This is a genomic window from Rhodococcus sp. 1R11, from assembly GCF_004563845.1.
GTDB lineage: Bacteria > Actinomycetota > Actinomycetes > Mycobacteriales > Mycobacteriaceae > Rhodococcoides.
The window spans coordinates 369,562-387,207 of record NZ_SPNG01000003.1; the positions used below are offsets into that span (position 1 = coordinate 369,562).

General features: G+C 62.3%; 23 protein-coding genes. 10 read left to right on the forward strand and 13 right to left on the reverse strand.

Annotation, left to right across the window (positions count from 1 at the left end):
* Positions 1–7: 7 nt before the first annotated feature.
* From E4P29_RS07615 to E4P29_RS07625, 3 genes are read right to left on the reverse strand one after another with little or no spacing between them, the layout of a single operon-like run.
* Positions 8–763, reverse strand: a complete 756-nt coding sequence (locus E4P29_RS07615; RefSeq protein ID WP_135043345.1) for an SDR family NAD(P)-dependent oxidoreductase — start codon at positions 761–763, stop codon at positions 8–10.
* Positions 760–2,319: an AMP-binding protein gene (locus E4P29_RS07620; RefSeq protein ID WP_135043348.1), complete on the reverse strand. Its 1,560-nt coding sequence runs from the start codon at positions 2,317–2,319 to the stop codon at positions 760–762. Before E4P29_RS07620 ends, E4P29_RS07615 begins: the two co-directional genes overlap by 4 nt.
* A gap of 11 nt (positions 2,320–2,330) precedes the next feature.
* On the reverse strand, positions 2,331–3,455 hold the full coding sequence (locus tag E4P29_RS07625; protein WP_048317604.1) for a DUF5938 domain-containing protein: 1,125 nt from the start codon (positions 3,453–3,455) through the stop codon (positions 2,331–2,333).
* A 224-nt stretch (positions 3,456–3,679) separates the two neighbouring features.
* Between E4P29_RS07625 and E4P29_RS07630 the strand changes: the two genes are divergently transcribed.
* Entirely contained in the window at positions 3,680–4,324 is a 645-nt protein-coding gene (locus E4P29_RS07630) for a TetR/AcrR family transcriptional regulator (RefSeq protein WP_094621460.1), read from the forward strand.
* Here E4P29_RS07630 and E4P29_RS07635 read toward each other — a convergent pair.
* The 4 genes from E4P29_RS07635 to E4P29_RS07650 form a co-directional block, all read right to left on the reverse strand.
* On the reverse strand, positions 4,311–4,646 hold the full coding sequence (locus tag E4P29_RS07635; protein ID WP_135043351.1) for a hypothetical protein: 336 nt from the start codon (positions 4,644–4,646) through the stop codon (positions 4,311–4,313). The two genes, E4P29_RS07630 and E4P29_RS07635, sit on opposite strands and share 14 nt — an antisense overlap.
* A 3-nt stretch (positions 4,647–4,649) precedes the next feature.
* On the reverse strand, positions 4,650–5,093 hold the full coding sequence (locus tag E4P29_RS07640) for a hypothetical protein (protein ID WP_135043353.1): 444 nt from the start codon (positions 5,091–5,093) through the stop codon (positions 4,650–4,652).
* A gap of 11 nt (positions 5,094–5,104) precedes the next feature.
* The gene (locus tag E4P29_RS07645) at positions 5,105–5,689 is read right to left on the reverse strand and encodes a cysteine hydrolase family protein (RefSeq protein WP_135043356.1); all 585 of its coding nucleotides are present in this window, start codon (positions 5,687–5,689) and stop codon (positions 5,105–5,107) included.
* A 258-nt stretch (positions 5,690–5,947) separates the two neighbouring features.
* On the reverse strand, positions 5,948–6,421 hold the full coding sequence (locus tag E4P29_RS07650; protein WP_135043358.1) for a DIP1984 family protein: 474 nt from the start codon (positions 6,419–6,421) through the stop codon (positions 5,948–5,950).
* 302 nt (positions 6,422–6,723) lie between these two features.
* Between E4P29_RS07650 and E4P29_RS07655 the strand changes: the two genes are divergently transcribed.
* The 3 genes from E4P29_RS07655 to E4P29_RS07665 all read left to right on the forward strand — a co-directional run bounded on the left by E4P29_RS07655 (position 6,724) and on the right by E4P29_RS07665 (position 9,046).
* On the forward strand, positions 6,724–8,052 hold the full coding sequence (locus E4P29_RS07655) for a glycosyltransferase 87 family protein (protein ID WP_135043361.1): 1,329 nt from the start codon (positions 6,724–6,726) through the stop codon (positions 8,050–8,052).
* 33 nt (positions 8,053–8,085) lie between these two features.
* Positions 8,086–8,544, forward strand: a complete 459-nt coding sequence (locus tag E4P29_RS07660; protein ID WP_135043364.1) for a hypothetical protein — start codon at positions 8,086–8,088, stop codon at positions 8,542–8,544.
* A gap of 127 nt (positions 8,545–8,671) precedes the next feature.
* A complete protein-coding gene (locus E4P29_RS07665; RefSeq protein ID WP_135043367.1) occupies positions 8,672–9,046 on the forward strand; it encodes a PLD nuclease N-terminal domain-containing protein in 375 nt (124 codons plus the stop codon).
* 40 nt (positions 9,047–9,086) lie between these two features.
* Here the strand turns inward: E4P29_RS07665 and lepB are convergent, their stop codons facing one another.
* Positions 9,087–9,827 (reverse strand): signal peptidase I, encoded by a 741-nt coding sequence (lepB, locus tag E4P29_RS07670; RefSeq protein WP_135043369.1) that lies wholly within the window; start codon positions 9,825–9,827, stop codon positions 9,087–9,089.
* Between the two features lie 41 nt (positions 9,828–9,868).
* Here lepB and E4P29_RS07675 point away from each other — a divergent pair, with 41 nt between their 5' ends.
* Positions 9,869–10,201, forward strand: a complete 333-nt coding sequence (locus tag E4P29_RS07675) for a hypothetical protein (protein WP_135043372.1) — start codon at positions 9,869–9,871, stop codon at positions 10,199–10,201.
* 46 nt (positions 10,202–10,247) lie between these two features.
* Positions 10,248–10,733, forward strand: coding sequence for a hypothetical protein (locus E4P29_RS07680; protein ID WP_135043375.1), 486 nt, complete (start codon positions 10,248–10,250; stop codon positions 10,731–10,733).
* Between the two features lie 53 nt (positions 10,734–10,786).
* On the opposite strand, the gene E4P29_RS07685 is transcribed toward E4P29_RS07680, so the two are convergent.
* Both E4P29_RS07685 and E4P29_RS07690 read right to left on the reverse strand, forming a co-directional pair.
* Entirely contained in the window at positions 10,787–11,287 is a 501-nt protein-coding gene (locus E4P29_RS07685) for a hypothetical protein (protein WP_135043377.1), read from the reverse strand.
* A 217-nt stretch (positions 11,288–11,504) separates the two neighbouring features.
* Positions 11,505–11,687 (reverse strand): hypothetical protein, encoded by a 183-nt coding sequence (locus E4P29_RS07690; protein ID WP_135043379.1) that lies wholly within the window; start codon positions 11,685–11,687, stop codon positions 11,505–11,507.
* Positions 11,688–11,764: 77 nt separating this feature from the next.
* On the opposite strand from E4P29_RS07690, the gene E4P29_RS07695 reads away from it, so the two are divergent.
* A complete protein-coding gene (locus E4P29_RS07695) occupies positions 11,765–12,058 on the forward strand; it encodes a hypothetical protein (RefSeq protein WP_135043382.1) in 294 nt (97 codons plus the stop codon).
* A gap of 305 nt (positions 12,059–12,363) precedes the next feature.
* Here E4P29_RS07695 and E4P29_RS07700 read toward each other — a convergent pair whose 3' ends face one another.
* Positions 12,364–13,590 carry a GGDEF domain-containing protein gene (locus E4P29_RS07700; protein ID WP_135043385.1) on the reverse strand — a complete coding sequence of 409 codons (1,227 nt, stop codon included), beginning with the start codon at positions 13,588–13,590 and terminating at the stop codon, positions 12,364–12,366.
* 135 nt (positions 13,591–13,725) lie between these two features.
* Here E4P29_RS07700 and E4P29_RS07705 point away from each other — a divergent pair, with 135 nt between their 5' ends.
* From E4P29_RS07705 to E4P29_RS07715, 3 genes are read left to right on the forward strand one after another with little or no spacing between them, the layout of a single operon-like run.
* A complete protein-coding gene (locus E4P29_RS07705) occupies positions 13,726–14,931 on the forward strand; it encodes an MFS transporter (protein ID WP_135043387.1) in 1,206 nt (401 codons plus the stop codon).
* Between the two features lie 30 nt (positions 14,932–14,961).
* Entirely contained in the window at positions 14,962–15,318 is a 357-nt protein-coding gene (locus E4P29_RS07710; RefSeq protein WP_135043390.1) for a metalloregulator ArsR/SmtB family transcription factor, read from the forward strand.
* 53 nt (positions 15,319–15,371) lie between these two features.
* Positions 15,372–16,109, forward strand: coding sequence for a TetR/AcrR family transcriptional regulator (locus E4P29_RS07715; protein ID WP_167735412.1), 738 nt, complete (start codon positions 15,372–15,374; stop codon positions 16,107–16,109).
* On the opposite strand, the gene E4P29_RS07720 is transcribed toward E4P29_RS07715, so the two are convergent.
* A complete protein-coding gene (locus tag E4P29_RS07720) occupies positions 16,082–17,050 on the reverse strand; it encodes a diiron oxygenase (RefSeq protein WP_135043395.1) in 969 nt (322 codons plus the stop codon). The genes E4P29_RS07715 and E4P29_RS07720 overlap by 28 nt on opposite strands.
* A gap of 163 nt (positions 17,051–17,213) precedes the next feature.
* Positions 17,214–17,537, reverse strand: a complete 324-nt coding sequence (locus E4P29_RS07725; RefSeq protein WP_135043398.1) for a hypothetical protein — start codon at positions 17,535–17,537, stop codon at positions 17,214–17,216.
* Positions 17,538–17,646 lie beyond the last annotated feature (109 nt).

Here is a 17,646-nt window from a genome sequence, read left to right on the forward strand (position 1 = left end):
CCGAGCGCTACACCAGCGACGCCGAGAGGCCGCCGTCCAGAATGTAGTGACTTCCCGTGATCCATGTTGCGCGGTCCGAGGCGAGGAACAGCGTCACTTCTGCGATGTCCTCGGGTGTTCCCAGTCGGCCTTGCTTGGCGGCAACGAGATCACCGAACGGGACCTGCGTTGCCGCTTCGAAGTCCGGAACGAGCCGTTCGACCATGGCCGTATCGGCAAAGCCGGGGCACACGGCGTTCACGCGTACTCCTGCAGCACGCATCTCGATGGCCGCAACGCGTGTCAGCTGAATGACGGCTGCCTTTGTGGCGCAGTACGACCCGAGCAGCGCGGTGCCGCCGACACCGGCCAGCGATGCAATGTTGACGATGTTGCCCTTCGACTCGACGAGTGACCCGATCGCCGCTTTCATCACCAGGAATGTGCCCCGCACATTGACGGCATAGATCTTGTCGAAACTCTCGGTGGACTGCTGCAGCAACGGAGACGAAACCTCGATGCCCGCGTTGTTGACGACGATGTCCAGTCCGCCCAGAATCTCGACCGCGCCGGCGACGGCTCGCTGGACCTGGCTCTCGTCCGACACGTCGCAGTTGGCGGTGCCCTCGGTGCCGATCTCCTGGGCTGTCGTCGCTGCCACACCTTCGTCGATGTCACTGACCACGACGCGCGCGCCCCGCTCGATGAACATCCGGGAGATCGCTTTTCCGATTCCGGCACCGGACCCGGTGACGAAGACTCGTTTGCCCTCGAACTCGCTCATACTGTGCTTCCCTTCGCTGGTGACGGTGCAGACATCGTGCTGCGTACTTCGGTCTTGAGGATCTTCCCCACCTTGGAGCGGGGCAGATCGGTCCATATCTGAATCTCTTTGGGAGCCTTGACACTCCCGATCCGCGCCTTGACGTGAGCGATCAGATCCTCTGGTGACGCGTCGCGTCCGGGTCGCAGAAGCACTGCAGCCGTGACCCGTTCGCCCCACTTGTCGTCGGGGAGGCCGACGACTGCGCATTCCTTCACCGAGGAATGCGACAGCAGAGCCTGTTCCACCTCGGCCGAATACACGTTGAATCCTCCGGTGATGATCATGTCCTTGGCACGATCGACCACGTAGAGGTAGCCGGCATGATCGAGGTACCCGATGTCTCCGGTGTGGTGCCACCCGAGAGCGCCGACTTCGGCTGTGGCGGTCGGATTCTCGTGATAGCCCTGCATCACGAGAGGTCCTCGAACCACGATCTCGCCGCGATCCCCTCGACCGAGCAGGCCGCCGTCCTCGTTCATGATCGCCACCGTCGTCAGTGGCGTCGGCTTACCCGCCGAGGTCAGCCGTTCGACCGCGATGGAACCGTCACTCCGGAAGTGATCGGCCGGTGCGAGCGTCGCAATCATGTTCGGTGCCTCGGTCTGCCCGAAGAGCTGCCCCAGTACCGGCCCTATTCGGATCAGCGCTTCCTCCAACCGCGTAGGCGACATCGGCGCAGCTCCGTACCAGAGACATCGGAGCGACGACAGATCCCGCGTGTCCAGGTCGGGATGGTCGAGCACCCCGTAGATGACCGTCGGCGGCAGGAATGCGTGCGTGATCCGGTGGTGCTCGATGAGAGCGAGAAACCGACCGGTGTCCGGAGCCGGCATCACGACCACGTGCCCGCCCAGGCTCAGGATGGGGAATGTCAGTACCCCCGCAGAATGGGTCAACGGTGCCAGTGCGAGGTATCGAGGCCGGTCCCCGAAGGGATAGCTCATCAGTGCAGTGGCCGTCGACGTCATCATGTTCTCTTCGGTGAGCCTGACGCCCTTCGGTTTTCCTGTCGTCCCGCCGGTACCGGCGATCATGCACAGCCCGTCGGCCGGCCGCCTGTCGACGACCGATTCCGAGCGGTGTTCGACGAGCCATCGGTCGTACGACAGCGCTCCCGGCACGTCGCCGTCCAGGCAGACCAGCCACTGCAATTGCGGCAGCTGGTCTCTGATGCGGCCGACGAGATCCGCAAATGCTTTCTGGAAGAACAGGAATCGACATCCGAACAGATCGAACAGTTGACGATTCTCGTCGGCCTCGTTTCGCGGATTGATCGGACACCACACTGCACCTGCGCGGGAGATCGCGAAAACACAGGTCAGGGCGAGTGGATCGTTACCGGAGAGCACCGCAATACGATCTCCGGCCTCGATACCGTTGTGTTGCAACGCTCCGGCGATGGAGACCGTGTCGTCGTACACCTCGCCGTAGCTCTTCGTGGTGTCACCCATGGTGAGACAGGGAGCGTCTCGGCCGAGGGACATGCCCTTGTCGAGGTAGTCGGAAAGCCGCATCGGCCGGGTCCTCAGCTGTGTGCTGTGACGACGGGGTCGAGCACCAGACCGAAGGCGCGGAGCACGCCGAGCAGTTCCCGGTGCCCGAACGCCTGGCAGCTGGAGGCGAACCCGACCTTCTTGGGCGGGCCCTGCAACACATGTGCCGCCGCGAAGGCATTGAGCAGAGCGGTCTGCTTGTAGTTGCAGTTGCCGTGAATCACCGTGTGCACGCGGCCGAGTGGACCCGATGCGTAGACCGAGTCGAGGGAGGTGTTGATACGGGGATTCTCCCGCGGCGGTGTCTCACTGCGCACCGACGCCGACACCGTGTCGATGATGTCGTACTTCTCGGCGTCGGTCTTGCCTTCCATCTGCGCCATTGCGCCGGCGATGATCTGAGGCACGGCGAGCATGAGGGGCTTGTTCATCACCCCGCCGTAGGCGCGCGCGTTCGCGACTCGAGGATCGTTCTTGAACCACACCGGATGCGACGTACCGCCCCACGGCAGCGCCAAGCCCAGATCGTGCTGGCCCGGCACGACCACCTGGAACACCCCGTCGTCGGGCCATTCCACGTACTCGTTCTGTTCGAGGTAGTACGCCTTGGAGAAGGCGGCATTGGTCAGGATGGTGTTGGTCGACGCGACCGTCGGATGTCCCTTCCAGAAGACTTCGATGTCGAGGGTGTCCAGACCCGGGGTCTCGAGGCAGATGTTGGCCGCGATCTCGCCGATGCTGTACATCTGCGCCAAACCCGGTGTCAGAACGATGTTTCGGGCGGCGAAGTCTGCACCGTACTTCTTCTCGGCATCGATGATCCAGTCCTGCTCACCGGTGGTGTCGGTGTAGTGCGCACCGATCTCGATGCATGCCTGCGCCACCTCGTGTCCGAACCGCGAGAACGGACCGACCGTGTTGAGCACGATCTCGGCTCCTCGAAACGCTTCTGCCAGTGCGGAAGCCGTGTGCTCGACCTCGACGACATCGTATTCGACCGTCTCGACGCCGGGGACGGCGTCGACGATGCCCTTGACTCGGCTTTCGTCGCGGCCGGCGGCCAGGAAGGGAATGTTGTACTCGCGCAGGTATTCACAGATCAGTCGGCCGGTATATCCCGATGCCCCGTAGACGACGACGCGCTTGTCGGTTGGCATGAAAAGTCCTCTCGTGATCGGCCGTCGTCGGACGGGCCGAGGTTGATCGAGCCGTGAAGCACCGGAGGCAGGTGTGCATCCACCCCTCTGACGTGTGCTGCGGATCACACTAAGTTAGAATTTGTACATGCGTCAAGGATTTTCTTGACGACTGCCCAAAATTCGCATCTGGCGTGCCGGGCATACACTGAACAGCGAAACGCCGCGCGGAGAGGACACCGAACATGACCCAGACGGTCGATCCGCGCGCGCGCATCGAAGAGCGCGCTCGCAACAAGTTCGAGTCCAAACGAACCGAGCTGGCCGAGGCGACGCTGCATACGCTGGCCGAGCTGGGGTACGCCCGCACATCGTTGCGGGAGATCGCACAGAACTCCGAGTACTCGCACGGCGTCCTGCACTACTACTTCACCGACAAGCTCGACCTCATCACCCACGCGGTTCGCCAGTACGAGGCCATCTGCGTCACCCGTTACGACGAGGTGGTGGCCAACGCCGTCGACGCCCCCGGCCTGTACGCGGACTTCGAGACGAAGTATTTCGCCACCCTGGTGGCGGACGCCGGAATTCATCGACTCTGGTACGACCTCCGCAACCAAGCCCTGTTCGACGGTTCCTTTCGAGGCGACGTCCTGGACATCGAGGAACGCCGCGAAGACATGATCTGGCGCGTGGTGACGAAGTACTGCGAGCTACGCGGCTCCGAATCCGCCCTCGACCGCCCCTCCGCCTACATCCTTCTCGACGGGATCTTCCAACGCGCCTTGCTGCACCATCTGGCGGGCAACACATCCGAAGTCGACGCAGCCCGAGCGCAATTGAAGGCCGCGTTCGCGTTGTTGGACCATCCCAACGTCACGACTTCTTGATCTTCTCCAACGGGTAACCGCCGACCACCACGACGACGGAGACGTATGCGGCCAGACCGGCCAGCTCCCAGGTCGTTCTTTCACGGTGAAAGTCTGAGCCGATCCATACGATTGGCACCACAGCCATCATGGAACTGACCGTGCACCAGATTCCGACCGATCGACTGGCTCGTGCACGCAGTCGGGGTGTCGATTTCACCGTGTCCGACACTCGTGCACCGTAGTAGTCGGGATGCGTTGCCCTGCCGCGGAATCCGACGGATGCCGCGTACGCGAACACGACGAACCACAGCATCAGCATCAGCATCAGCACGGTGTTCATGCGCTATGCTGCGGACGCTCGACGTCGACTCTTCAGTTCACGGTAATTCCGAATCGTGTTGGAGCAAGCCCACGCCGCAATGAGGGGCACCAGGAATCCGGCTGATGCGGTAGCGGTCACGAACACCAGAACAACGACGGCGTAGGCAATCAGTGTCACCACCACCGCGTCGACTTTCCGCCCGATCGACGACCCAGGTGTGACAACGATTCCTGGGAACCTCGGAGAGTCGGCCAGCGCGCGAACTGCCGCAACACATGCAGCGAGACCGCCCACGACCAGGAACGAGAACAGCAGCACTTCACCGAAACCCGTGTCGGCCCAGTCTATTCGAGGGTCGTAGATCCCGTGGATCAGCGATGAGAGGGTCGGCACTGACGCGAAGTACCCCAGATACAGCAGCACAATGGGTCCCGCGAGCCCTGCTACTGCTCCCCGATCGGCCATACCGAACGGTATCAAATTGGGCGACGTCGGTGGGAAGTTATGTCTTTCGTTTCGATCACCGTCGCGAACTCGCCGTGCAGGTTGGTGGCCGTGATGGCAGACAGTGTTGCGGCAGGCACGACTGTCCCGTCGGGCGCGACGCGATCGAAGGTATGCGTCGCGTCTATGACGAAGTAGGTGTCGTAGCCGAGATTCCCGGCCATCCTTGCGGTGGTCTCGCAACAGTGATTGGTGGTGATTCCGCAGATGACCACCTGGTCGATGTCCTCGCCGCGTAGCCAGGCGTCCAGATCGGGAGTTCCGTAGAAGCTCGAATTGACGCGTTTGCGAACGAGCAGATCCGGAGTCCCGTCGAGCATGTCCTTGAAGCGATGTCCGTCCTGCGTCGGCGACAACGGTGACTGCGGATTGTCGGAATCGTGCTGAACGAATACCACCGGCCAAGCCTTGGATCGCCAGAACTCAACGAGTGCAACAACATTGCCCTCGCACGATGGATTGTCCCGCGGACCCCAGAATTCAGAATCGTCGAAACCTGCCTGCACATCGACGACGATCAGTGCAGGTCGTGCGAGGGATATCGATGAAGCCGTCATTCGGACCAGACTAGTCGGGAACAGAGGCTCAGGCCATCATGCCGGGTGGCCCCTTACCCACCCTCGTTTCCGTTCGATCAGCACACGGTAATGCACGGTAAGCTGTGCACCGTTCTGCGTGAATCGTACTGAGCTGCAATGTGACCGAGTGAATGCCCGGAACGCTGCTCACCACGCAGGAGAAGGGCCGGAAAACCGCCGACCCGCGGTACGTGCTCGCCTCGATCGAAAACTACCTACTACCCGGCATGTGGCATGCTATTCGACTAGGTCGAACTCCCAATTGACGCGTTGGATCTCCAAGTCCACCAACCGGACCTGCTTGGCAACATCATCTGCGGCAGAGCGTAGTTCGACAACCGGAAGAGCTGCGACGTAGACCAATTCCGACCTCAGCTGACGTGGGCCGTATCTGTGCTCCTGGTTGCGCCCCGATGCCGCGTCCGCGGCCGCAGAGATCGCCTTGTGTCGCATACGCAGCACGTCGCGGGACGCGAGTGCATCGGTGATGGTTCCATCCCGCACCGTGGCAGCATTGTTGGTTCGGTTGATCCTGCGAATGAGGACTTCGAGACGATCGAGCGCGGAGTTGTAGTCCGACAACAGAATTGCTGCATCCTCGGCCGGTGATTCACCGTCTTGGTGGCGAGCGTTCGCCAGAATCCGAACCATCAGATGTTCGGTGCGCTTGATCAGTTCCCCTCGTTCAGCGAGGGCCTCGGCAAGCTTCATGATCTGCACCTCGGTGTAGTGGAACCGGAGGTGGGATAGCTATGGGCGCTCATGCGCCTTTCGACGTGTCGAATGTGTTCATGAACCAAGAACTATCACAGATCATCCATGGACGGTAGAGCTCGTCACATAAATATTTCTCAGCGCTCGGCATGTCACGCGCCCGCCACTAGTCCGAAAACTATTTCATTCACCCCGGTCGACGTCCTCTCCGATGGCCATCGGCGGCGTCGGCCAGAAAACGTACCGGTCTGTCCGTGTCGAGTTCCCTGTATCAGGTACAACGATCTATCGTGTAGGCCATGACGACGTCCAGTTTCCGGCCGCTCTACGCGCGGTCCGACTCGGACGGGCGCGCAGAGCAGGACCATGAAACGGCCATCCGGGAGACGCAGCCGGAGGTGCACGCGACGGGCGTCGGCCGGCTGGGTTGGCGCTGGTTCCTCGCGTCCGCGATCGCCGCGTGCGTCGCGGTCGTTGCGCACGCCTACTTCTTGGGATGGACGACCCCCTTCGGTCTGTTCGGTAACGGAATCGACACCATCGTCTATCGGCACGGTGCGTACGTCGTTCAGCATGGCGAGCCGCTATACGAGTTCGCTTTGTTCGACATCGGACTACCGTTCACCTACCCACCGTTCGCGGCATTGGCCTTCGCCCCGCTCGCCCTACTCTCGGTCACGACCGCTGTAACGGTGGTCCAGGCGATCAATCTGTTCCTTGTCTACGTGGCCGTGGTCGCGAGCTGGCGCGCGCTCGGATATCGAAGCGCAACAATGTATCTCGTCAGTGTTGGATTGGCAGTGGCACTCACGTGGCTCGAGCCGGTTCGCATGACCATCTGGCTCGGCCAGATCAACCTGCTTCTACTGGTTCTCGTACTGCTCGATCTCACCCGCGGCGAGGGCAGTCGCCTCCGCGGTGTGGGTGTCGGCATTGCTGCAGGATTGAAACTGACACCCGCGTTCTTCGTGCTTTATCTACTGGCACAGAGACAGTGGCGGGCAGCAGTCACCGCGGTCGCCGCGTTCACGGTGACCGTGCTTGCCGGAGCGATCGTGATTCCGTCCGATTCGTGGAGATTCTGGACGTCGGCGATGATCGACTCGGAACGAATCGGCGCACTGGCCTCGCCCGCCAACCAGTCGATCCATGGCGCGTTGGCTCGACTGTGGCCGGGCAACACACCTCCCTTCACTGTGTGGCTGGTGCTCGCCGTCGTCGTCGCCGCTCTGGCGTTGTGGGTGGCGGCACGCGCACAGGCGGCCGGAAAGACGTTGCTGGCCCTGACGATATGCGGAATGGCCACGCCGATGGTCTCGCCTTTCGCATGGGGCCATCACTGGGTCTGGTGCATTCCGCTGACCGTCCTCGCTCTCGACTACGCCAACCGACGCCGAACCTGGTGGAGTTGGCTGGCCCCGATCGCCGTGACCACGCCGATGATTGCCTGGTACTTCACCGACTACCGCGGTATCAAGGCCATCGGAATCTTCATGTTCGAGGGCTCACCCTCATTCGAGTTCGCCGTCCAGTTCACCTATCCCGCGGTGTTTCTGGTGACCCTCGTCGTCGTTCTCGTCGCCCTGAGGATCAGGCCCACTGCGGGCCGTGACGATGCTCGCCGATAGGCGCACACGTGTCCGCCCGATGTTGCTGAGTCCATGACCAATTCGTGGAAACTCCTCTGCGCGTCTGCCATTCTTGTTCTCCTGGCCTCATGCGCCAGCAGCGAGATTGGCAAGCCCAGGTCCATGGACAGCGATGAGGTGACGCACAACCTGCAGCGCATAACCTTCACAATTCCGGATGGCTTCGCGTTCGAGCAGGGTGCGACACATTCGGAGTTCTCGGGTCAGCCCGCCTGGTCGGCTCGATTCGATGCGCCGAACGAACTCGGCAACGGGCTCACGCCGTCGGCGGCCAACCCGTCTTATCCTCCGCTTCGTCCCTTCACGTGCCAGTCGGTGCCCCCTGGCAGCTGGACGAGCGTGAACTTCACGTGTGAGTCGGAGATGCTGTCCACCTCTGCCGAGCCGAAGAGCACGACAGATCCGGTGACCGTCCTGCTCACCAGGGATGGGCAGCGATCATCTCTGTACATCTACTGCCAAGGTCATTGACGCTGCATCCGGCCGTGTCCGAGCCCCCGCCCCAGATTTCCAAACCGACTCGTCTGTCGAAATCGTGAGGACAGCGCTACGATCTTCGATACATCGGACCGAGCGGTCTTGGACATGGAGGGACACAATGCCGTATTTCGGTTTGCTGGTCATGCTGCTGTGGGTGTTCTGTCTGATCGACGCGATCACCGCAGACGAGGGTGGCATCCGCTATCTGCCCAAGATCGTCTGGATCCTGCTTATCGTCTTCCTCCCGTTCGCTGGGTCGTTGGCCTGGCTCGTTGCGGGCAGGCCAGTCGGTGCCGGAATTTGGGGAGGTGCGGGCGGGTCCGGTTACGGTCGCGCGAGCAACTCTGCGTATCCCGAGTACGAGACGCGGCCCGGGCGTCAGGCCGCCCAGAATCCGGAAGCGGATGCCGAATTCCTCCGGCAATGCCGCGAACGCGCCGAGGAACAGCGGCGAATCGAACGCGAGCGCCGTAAGCGCGATCTCGGGTTCTGAAGACGCTGCTCTCGACGGGATCGTGGGAATGCGTAGTTGATCAGCGCTGTATCGCAGGCGAATCGATGGTTCCCCATCTCGACGGTGGCAGCACGATGAATCTGGCCTTGCCGATTACGTTCCCGATAGGGACCGTTCCGCCCAGCTCGTCACGAGAGTGTGCTCTGGAATCGGCTGAGCCGCTTCGGTTGTCGCCCATCATCCACAGATTGCGGGCAGGTACGGTGACCGGCCCGAAACAGCGACCGGACTGCGGAACGGTTGCGCAGGTGAGCGTGTCCGCGTCGTAGGGGAAGTCGAACGCGATGTAGGGCTCGTCGAGTGGCTGCCCGTCGACCTCGACTCTTCCCTGCACATCGCAACACTGGACGGTTTGCCCGCCTGTTGCGATGACCCGTTTCACGAGGTCGTTCTCGTCGGGCGCGACGAGTCCGGCCCACGATCCCACGTCCTGCAACGCCTTCACTGCCGCATTGCTCGATCGGCTCGAGCTGTATCCCCTGTTCCACGACTCCGTCGGAGCCTTGAACACCACCACATCACCCGGCTGTGGGTCGGCGAATCGAAACGTCATCTTGTCCACCACGATTCGATCGCCCGTGCAACCGGGACAGCCGTGCAGCGTGGGTTCCATGGACTGCGAGGGTATGAGATAGACACGGCCGACGAATGTTTGCAGCAGCACACTCAGCAACAGTGCGACCACGACCAGAACCGTCAACTCTCTTAACCAGGACGGCACCCGACGGCGGGTCGCATCGGAATTCGCAGCGGCAGTCATACCAGCAGCCTAGGGCCACAAGTTTGCGTATCGTACTGAGCATGTTGTTTCTCGGCCTGCTGCTAGCCGCCATCAGCGCGGCCATGATGACTGTCGCGACGCTGCAGCTGTCACAGGTGAACGAGGGCCACTATCTGCCGGTGACCATCGGCAAATTCGCGGTGCGTTCCCCGCGGAACGTGACGGCCATCCGAGTGGGTGCCCAGGCCGTAGCCGTCGCGAGCGCGTGGATAGTGGCTGTCACGGTCTGGGACATCCCCGTCAATCCTGCTGCTCTCGCTCTTCCGGCCGCGGCTCTGATCCTGCCGATCGCTATCCCAGTACTGGTAATCACCGCCCAACACAACCGGCGCCTGACGACGTCGGGTATCTGACGCCGATTCACCTACCCACCATGCTGTTTCGGTTCATACTGGGCCGGTGAAACTTGTCGGATTGAGCGCGGTCGCTGTGGTGTTGCTCGCCTGCGCCTGCTCCCCCGTCGAAGTGGACGAGCCGAAGTCGCCAGTCGCATCGGTCAGACCGACGCAATTCGCCCCTCCGCCGCCGCCCATCACCGATGATGTGCCGACAGCAGCCCAGCTGACGTCTCTGTTCGCGGCGAGCGTCGACTACTCGATTCGCGAAGAAGATCGAGCTCGATTGTTCGACGGGCCGGCCGAGAACAACGTGCGGCTCGCACGCGCTTGGGGTGCTCAGCCGGATCCGCAACACATCGAGTTCACAACCGTCGCTTCGACCGGTCCCGACTCGGTCGAGGCCATGGGTGTCGGGATGGTCCGAAGTATGGAGGGTTACCCCGTCGGACCGATTCCCTTTGTGCGCTATGACGATCAGTGGAGAGTCCCGCGCGATGTTGCCTGCGGATTCGTGGGCGCGTTCGACGATCACGAGGCCTGCAAATGAGGCCGAACTGCGGCTCGTTCACTGAATCGGACTGAACCGCTCTCCGGCCGGAGTCAGTTGACCTCGGGCGCAAGGAAGTACGCGAATACGTAACTGATTGCGCTCAACCCAACCGTCACCATCAGCTGTATCGGCGGCTCCGCGGTGTCCGAAGCGACCATCCCCGAGGCAGCGCTTGCCCATGCCGAGAGTCCGGCAACGAATAGTGTCACCACTGCCGCAGTGCACAGGGCAAATCTGTGTCGCCATTGTTTGCGGCCGCTCGGTGGCCACGGCACCGCAGTCTTCAGTGCGTACTTTCCCCCGACCACTGCCGCGAATCCCACCAGCAGTCCAACGATTCCGCCTAGTACGGAAGGGATAGTCAGATCCCACCAATTGTCGTCGATGACCGGCGCGATGAGTACCGCAGCGTGACTGCGCCGCTCCCCGCGGCCACGCACAGCTCTCTGCCGACCCAGTCCATGGGACTCACCCAAACACATGGCCTCACGACCCTTGAATCGGGTGCAGCTGACCGCGCTGAGCGCGGCTATCTGCACCCGATTCACCACCGCCCGATAGCCGTCCTTACTTCAGATTCAGAGACGGCGCGGTCGAGCACGCCGAACTGCTCCGGCTGAGTCACGAAACGAGACTGAACCCCTCCGCAAACGCGCGCGCTTTTGTCGAATAACCCTCTCCGGCGGGCGAAGTTGGCGACGAATCCGCGCGCACCTGACGAATGCGCTCGCGTTTGCGCTGCCACGCCGACCCTCCACGGGCATCGACCTATGACCGCACCCGTTCGTTCGTGCGGCGGATGGCCTTCCATCCCGTGGGAGTGGCGACGGTGCTGATGATCGCGCCGAACATGATTCCCTGTGTCAGGGCCGACCAGTGGCCAGGGCTGTCACCGAACACCGGCAATTTGTAGATGATCGCGAGTACAGCCAGGAAGACAACAGCGCGCATAACTCGAACCCTACCTAAACCAACTCTCCGGTATCCTGGCTGAACGGGACAAATCAGACCCATACGAGGAGCCTGAGATGCAGAAGCCATTTCGCGAGTGGGTCATGACCGGCGCATTGAGTAAGAAGTGCGGCGCAACCCGGGCCGATTACATCAATGCACTCGCCCTCACTCCCGCAGTCGGTGTCGGCTTCCTCCTCCTGCAGTTATTGGTCAATTCCGGATCAACAGCCCTCGATATCGCAGCGGGATGCCTCGGCGGCACCGTCACCGGTTTCCTGTATCTCTATCTCGCGTATCGGGTCGATTCGCGCAAGAAGCCAGACCCTGCTCCCGCACCGACACTTGGAGCACATCCGACACGACTGTGAGGCACCACCCTCGTATCCGACTCGTACGCCGACTGGAGTAGATCGAGGCCTTCCGCAACAGGGGCGTCTACGTCGCTCTGGCAAAGGTCCACGCTCTCGCGGACCTTCGCAAACGCGCGCGCGTCTGCCGAACGCTCCCATAATTGCCACACCATTCCGGGGTTTTCTGCCAAGTGCGCGCGCGTTTGCGAACGATCCGGACCCGCACCTCGCCGCTCACCCCCTACCGGCGGATCAATGCGACTTTGTTGCACTGCAAGCGACTGCAAGCCACATTGATCCGTAATGGGGAGCCGCACGAGGGGTCAGCTTCGTTTCGACGAGTACATGCGTTCGTCGGCGATGAGGAGAAGTTTTTCGGGGCTGACGGGTTTGTCCCAGCTCCATCCGACGCTGACCGAGGCGGGTACCGGAACACCCTCGATGAGGTAGGGGCCGGCCAATAGCATTCGCACTCGGGCGGCGAGGCGTTCGACGCCGTCGGCCGATCGGGAGCTGCGCAGCAGAGCGACGAATTCGTCGCCTCCGGTGCGGCAGGCGATGTCTCCGGCGCGGAGGTTGGCGCGGATGCGGGCTCCGATGGCGGCGAGCAGTCGGTCGCCTACTGCGTGGCCGTATCGGTCGTTGACGGATTTGAAGGAGTCGACGTCGACGAACAGGATTCCGACTGGGTTACCACTGTCGGCTTCCTTGAGGGCCTGGAGTTCTGCCATCAACCGTCGGCGATTGGCCAGGCCGGTCAGGTCGTCGATCAGTAGTTGGCGTTCGAGTGCCGCCTCGACTTCCTTCCGGGCGGTGATGTCCTGGATCTGGGCGATGATTATGTCGCCGTCGTCGATGTCTCGTACCACGGTCGCGTTCCGCTGGACCCAGATGGTGGCTCCGTCCTTGCGGATGTATCTCTTCTCCGATGCCACGCTGGTGAACGTCCCGTCGGCCAGACCGGCGAGGTGTTGGTCTGCCATCGCGATGTCGTCGGGATGTGTCAGGTCTCGAAAGCTGTTCTGCAGCAGTTCTTCCGAGGTGTATCCGAGGAGATCGCACAGTGCTTTGTTCACTTGCAGCCAGCGGCCGTCGATCGTCAGTAGCGCTTTGCCGATGGGTGCGTACTCCATGGCGATCTGGAAGAGGCGGACGGCACGGTCGCGTTCGCGTTCTGCCTCGGCACGGGCGCTGACGTCGACGACCATTGCCGTGAATCCGACGACGCTGCCGTCGACGACATCGGGGACGTAGGTGGCTTGGGTGACGCGTACGACGCCGTTGACGTCGATGAGTGTGCGGTAGAACTGTTGCTGCTCGCCGGCGAGCGCTCCCGAGATGAAGGGCTTGTTCAGTTCGTACAGTCCCTCACCGAGGAGCTCGCTGATGTGCATACCGACCAGGCGCGCCGGCTCGATGCCGAAGTAATCGGCATAGACCTTGTTGGCGAAGACGTTGCGCTCCGAGCTGTCCCAGTAGCCGATCATCGACGGCAGCTGATCGATGGCGCATGCCAGTTGCCCCACTGGATACGTGCGCTGATCGGCCATTGACCACCCCTGGATATTCGTTGAGCCGACAACCGACAACGCTACAGAAAATAGCCCCTTCGTGGGGCGTTCGTCGGTGCATCTTCAATAAAACATATGAGTGCGCAAGTGCGCACTCGTATGTACAGTGAACGCATGCTTCGGCACAATCACACTTTTCGACGCCTGTTCACCGCGCAGGTGGTCGCGCTCGTGGGCACCGGGTTGCTGACGGTGGCGCTCGGGCTCCTGGCCTACGACATAGCCGGCAGCGCCGCCGGAGCCGTCCTCGGTACCGCACTGGCGATCAAGATGGTTTCGTATGTGGTTGTCGCGCCGATTGTTTCGTCACTGGTTAGCACGTTGCCGCGCAAGCTCGTCCTCGTCGCCGCGGACGCCATCCGAGCGCTCACCGCGCTGGCGCTTCCCTTCGTCGATCAGGTATGGCAGGTCTACGTTCTGATTTTCGTGCTGCAGGCGGCGTCGGCCACGTTCACGCCCATCTTTCAGGCCACGATCCCGTCCGTCGTGCCGGACGAGCAGCAGTACACCCGCGCGCTCACGCTCTCCCGCCTGGCCTACGACCTCGAATCACTGGTGAGCCCGCTGATCGCCGCCGCACTGCTGACGGTCGTCACCTTCCACACCCTGTTCGTCGGGACGGCGGTGGGGTTCGTCGTCTCCGCAGCGATGGTGATCGGCACAGCACTGCCGAAATACGCTGCATTGCCACACAAGAACCCATTCGACGGCATCGCGGCTTTCGTCCGGCAGCGGGAACTGCAGGGCCTGCTGGCACTGAACACCGTGGTCGCCGCAGCCACGGCTCTCGTCCTCGTCAATACCGTTGTCTACGTTCGTGATCTGTTCGGCGGCTCGAGCACCCAATTGGCCGTCGCCCTCGGCTGTTTCGGTGCGGGGTCGATGGCGGCGGCGCTGCTCGTTCCGAGAGCCCTCGAGCGGATCTCCGACCATCGCCTCATGCTCGCCGGTGCCGCCGTCGCTGTCGTCGGCACCGCAGCCGCAGCACTCGTCGCCACCCTCGGCGGCGGGCCGACCGCGTGGACCGCTCTGGCGATCACGTGGTCGATCCTGGGTATCGGCACCTCGCTGATCAACACGCCGTCGGCGAGGATCTTGCGACGAGAGTCGGACGAACACAGCCGAACCTCGATCTTCGCTGCTCAGTTCTCCCTGTCCCATGCGGCGTTTCTGCTCACGTATCCGTTGGCCGGTTGGGTCGGGGCGCAGTTCGGACTGCTCGCCGCGGCGACGGTGCTCACGGCCTTGGCTACACTTGCGGCACTGTCCGCAGCACGCCTGTGGAGTCGCTCCCGAATCCCGGTCGCCGCCTCCGCATGAGGAGACGCCGTCCACAAAGGAGACACCTCGATGCCACCGAAGAAGGTACAGCGCATCAGTCTCCATCACGAGGCACAACCCGATTCCGCGCGACTGGCGACGGCGACCGACACGTTCCGCATGCTGTCCGATCCCACTCGGCTGCACATTCTCTGGCTCCTCGATCGCGGCCCCGCCGACGTGAGCGCATTGACCGCGGCCACCGGCACCTCCCGTACTGCCGTGAGCCAGCATCTGGCCAAGCTCCGCTTCACCGGACTGGTCGAGACGCGCCGCGACGGGCGCAACGTCATCTACAACCTCGCCGACGGCCATCTCGCTCGGCTGGTACGGGAGGGCCTCAATTTCGCCGATCACAAGGTCACCGGTGAACCCCCGCACGAGTGACCTCCGAACCCCAACGCGCCCACAGCAGCCCGTCGAACATGAGACCATGCAGCATGAGTGACGGTGGCGCACGACCGAAGGCCGATGGCCGCAAGCGGCGGTGGGAACAGCACAACACCGATCGTCGACGCCACATCATCGAGGCCGCGATGACGGTACTGGCCCGTGACATCGCTCCCGGGGAGCGGCTGACCACTGCACAGATCTCGGCCGAGGCGGGCGTTCATCGCACCGGCCTCTACCGGTATTTCAACGACCGCACCGATCTCGACACTGCAATTCAGCGTGCCATCTGCAAGCAGTTGAGCGCGTCGCTGGTCGCCTCGTTCGCGTTGACAGGTACACCACGCGATGTGGTGCATCGCGTGGTGAGTACCTATGTCCGCTGGGTCGCCGAGCATCCCGCGTGGACGCGTTTCGTCGAGCAGGATGTCAGTGCCGAGTCGCCCAGCCCGCTCGAGGAGACCAACGCCCTGCTCGCCGAGCAGTTGGAGGTCAGCGTCGCGGCGTTCCTCGCGTTGGTACATGCGGATCTGTCGCCCGAGGATTGGTCGCTGGTGCGTCCGTGGGTCGCGGGCCTGGTCTCCGGATGCATGGGCGCAGTACGGAGTTGGAGCGGGCAGACCGAATCACGTACCGGGCTGGATCATTTCGCCACGTTCTTGGCCGACACCATCTGGCTGCAAGTCAAAGGACTTGGGGCATCCCGCGGAATCGCGATACCCCAAGTCCCTCTCGAATCGGTCACCGATCAACTGACAGCTCAGCCGAACGACGGTTCGCTGCGGTAACGGGACGGTCGGCCGTCGATTCCGAGGGCGCGCCACACCCGCTTGGAGACGCGGTTCATCAGTCCCAATTCGCCGGCGAGCATGCGAACGTCACCGAATGTGTCGCGCAATGCCTTTCGTGACGGCTCGCTGTTCCACCACACCGCATCGACTACCTCGTCGGGGATGTCGAGGTCGCGTCGCATCTGCTTGCTCGGCTTCATGATGACGTCGCACAGCAGCCGCATGATGACGGGCGTGAGTACCGAGATCGATGCCTTCTCGAAGGGACCGAGACGAGGAGCCTTGTACCGCAAATACTGATGCGCGAAGCCGATGTGGCGGGCTTCCTCGGCGATGTGAATCTGCATCACGCGCATCACCAACGGGTGGCCGACGGCACCGCTGCGCAGAATGCCCTTCTGCATGTGGTCGATCGGTTCTTCACCCGCGAGTACTCCGACGAAGAACCCGAACGGTGCCGAACGGCTGGCGAACACCGTGAGCATCGGAATGATCTTGCGAAACCATGCGGGCCCGCCGGGCACGTCGATACCGATGCGGTTCACCAACTCCTGGAACATCTGGGTGTGGTGGCACTCTTCGGTGGCCTCGTGCGTCGAATACCGGAATTCCGGTGAGTCGTTGGGCAACGTCAGCGCGTATTGCATGAGGCCGCTGATGAGGATCTGCTCGAACTGCAGTCCCACCTTGACCATGCTGGCCTGGCGATACATGCCGATGTGAATCTGCCGATCCAGGGGAAGCGACTTGTACCAATCGGTGTGACCGAGAGGATCCTCGTCCGGGAGTACCCACCGGGGATCGTTGGGAACGATCGCGTACTCGGGCTCGTCCCAGGGAATGTCGAGGAAAGCGTCGAAGTGCTGGTGCACCGATGCCGTCGACAAGGAGTGCAGGGTGTCTCGGTAGTGCGTTCGTGCGTCGTCGACTGCAGTCATGGTGGTCCTTCCGCCTGCGTCCCGAACAATCTTTACGCTACAGAGCGTCACATATAAATCCCATTAGTGCAACGGACCGTCGCAGATACTTACCGAAATGTTGCCGAAGACGACGAAAGCCGGCCGACGAATCGTCGACCGGCTTTCGCCAGGGGTCCTTACCTCACCAGTGCGGCAGCACCATCGACAGAAAGCCGAGACCGATGAGGACGCCGACGGCCCCGGTGCCGATGGCGAGCGCGGTATCGCTGCGTTCGGCGCGCGCCCCGGAGAGATCCGGGCTTCGATCCGCCCATAGCGCAGACACGATGGCGATCAGACCGGCTACGACGCCGAGGCCGGCGGCCCAGAACGACACGATCGACAGAGCGCCGAACATCACGGCGATCTCGGTCACCTGCGCGCGAGTGCGAATATGCCGATTCCACCACCGCGGCGGCACGTCGTCCATGTCGTGAGCGTCGAAATCGGGGGATGTCACTGTCACTGTTCTCTCCTTCCTCAGGCTCGCTGAGCTGGGGTTTGTTGCATTGAAGTATGCCCCTCCATTTTGGCACTCGACGCCCAAGAGTGCTAATCCCGATTTAGTTGCATAC

Excerpts from the sequence above, each read along its gene's own strand:
- E4P29_RS07615 (WP_135043345.1), bottom strand. The coding sequence starts at position 763 with ATGAGCGAGTTCGAGGGCAAACGAGTCTTCGTCACCGGGTCCGGTGCC.
- E4P29_RS07620 (WP_135043348.1), bottom strand. The coding sequence starts at position 2,319 with ATGCGGCTTTCCGACTACCTCGACAAGGGCATGTCCCTCGGCCGAGAC.
- E4P29_RS07625 (WP_048317604.1), bottom strand. The coding sequence starts at position 3,455 with ATGCCAACCGACAAGCGCGTCGTCGTCTACGGGGCATCGGGATATACC.
- E4P29_RS07630 (WP_094621460.1), top strand. The coding sequence starts at position 3,680 with ATGACCCAGACGGTCGATCCGCGCGCGCGCATCGAAGAGCGCGCTCGC.
- E4P29_RS07635 (WP_135043351.1), bottom strand. The coding sequence starts at position 4,646 with ATGAACACCGTGCTGATGCTGATGCTGATGCTGTGGTTCGTCGTGTTC.
- E4P29_RS07640 (WP_135043353.1), bottom strand. The coding sequence starts at position 5,093 with ATGGCCGATCGGGGAGCAGTAGCAGGGCTCGCGGGACCCATTGTGCTG.
- E4P29_RS07645 (WP_135043356.1), bottom strand. The coding sequence starts at position 5,689 with ATGACGGCTTCATCGATATCCCTCGCACGACCTGCACTGATCGTCGTC.
- E4P29_RS07650 (WP_135043358.1), bottom strand. The coding sequence starts at position 6,421 with ATGAAGCTTGCCGAGGCCCTCGCTGAACGAGGGGAACTGATCAAGCGC.
- E4P29_RS07655 (WP_135043361.1), top strand. The coding sequence starts at position 6,724 with ATGACGACGTCCAGTTTCCGGCCGCTCTACGCGCGGTCCGACTCGGAC.
- E4P29_RS07660 (WP_135043364.1), top strand. The coding sequence starts at position 8,086 with ATGACCAATTCGTGGAAACTCCTCTGCGCGTCTGCCATTCTTGTTCTC.
- E4P29_RS07665 (WP_135043367.1), top strand. The coding sequence starts at position 8,672 with ATGCCGTATTTCGGTTTGCTGGTCATGCTGCTGTGGGTGTTCTGTCTG.
- lepB (WP_135043369.1), bottom strand. The coding sequence starts at position 9,827 with ATGACTGCCGCTGCGAATTCCGATGCGACCCGCCGTCGGGTGCCGTCC.
- E4P29_RS07675 (WP_135043372.1), top strand. The coding sequence starts at position 9,869 with ATGTTGTTTCTCGGCCTGCTGCTAGCCGCCATCAGCGCGGCCATGATG.
- E4P29_RS07690 (WP_135043379.1), bottom strand. The coding sequence starts at position 11,687 with ATGCGCGCTGTTGTCTTCCTGGCTGTACTCGCGATCATCTACAAATTG.
- E4P29_RS07695 (WP_135043382.1), top strand. The coding sequence starts at position 11,765 with ATGCAGAAGCCATTTCGCGAGTGGGTCATGACCGGCGCATTGAGTAAG.
- E4P29_RS07700 (WP_135043385.1), bottom strand. The coding sequence starts at position 13,590 with ATGGCCGATCAGCGCACGTATCCAGTGGGGCAACTGGCATGCGCCATC.
- E4P29_RS07705 (WP_135043387.1), top strand. The coding sequence starts at position 13,726 with ATGCTTCGGCACAATCACACTTTTCGACGCCTGTTCACCGCGCAGGTG.
- E4P29_RS07710 (WP_135043390.1), top strand. The coding sequence starts at position 14,962 with ATGCCACCGAAGAAGGTACAGCGCATCAGTCTCCATCACGAGGCACAA.
- E4P29_RS07715 (WP_167735412.1), top strand. The coding sequence starts at position 15,372 with ATGAGTGACGGTGGCGCACGACCGAAGGCCGATGGCCGCAAGCGGCGG.
- E4P29_RS07720 (WP_135043395.1), bottom strand. The coding sequence starts at position 17,050 with ATGACTGCAGTCGACGACGCACGAACGCACTACCGAGACACCCTGCAC.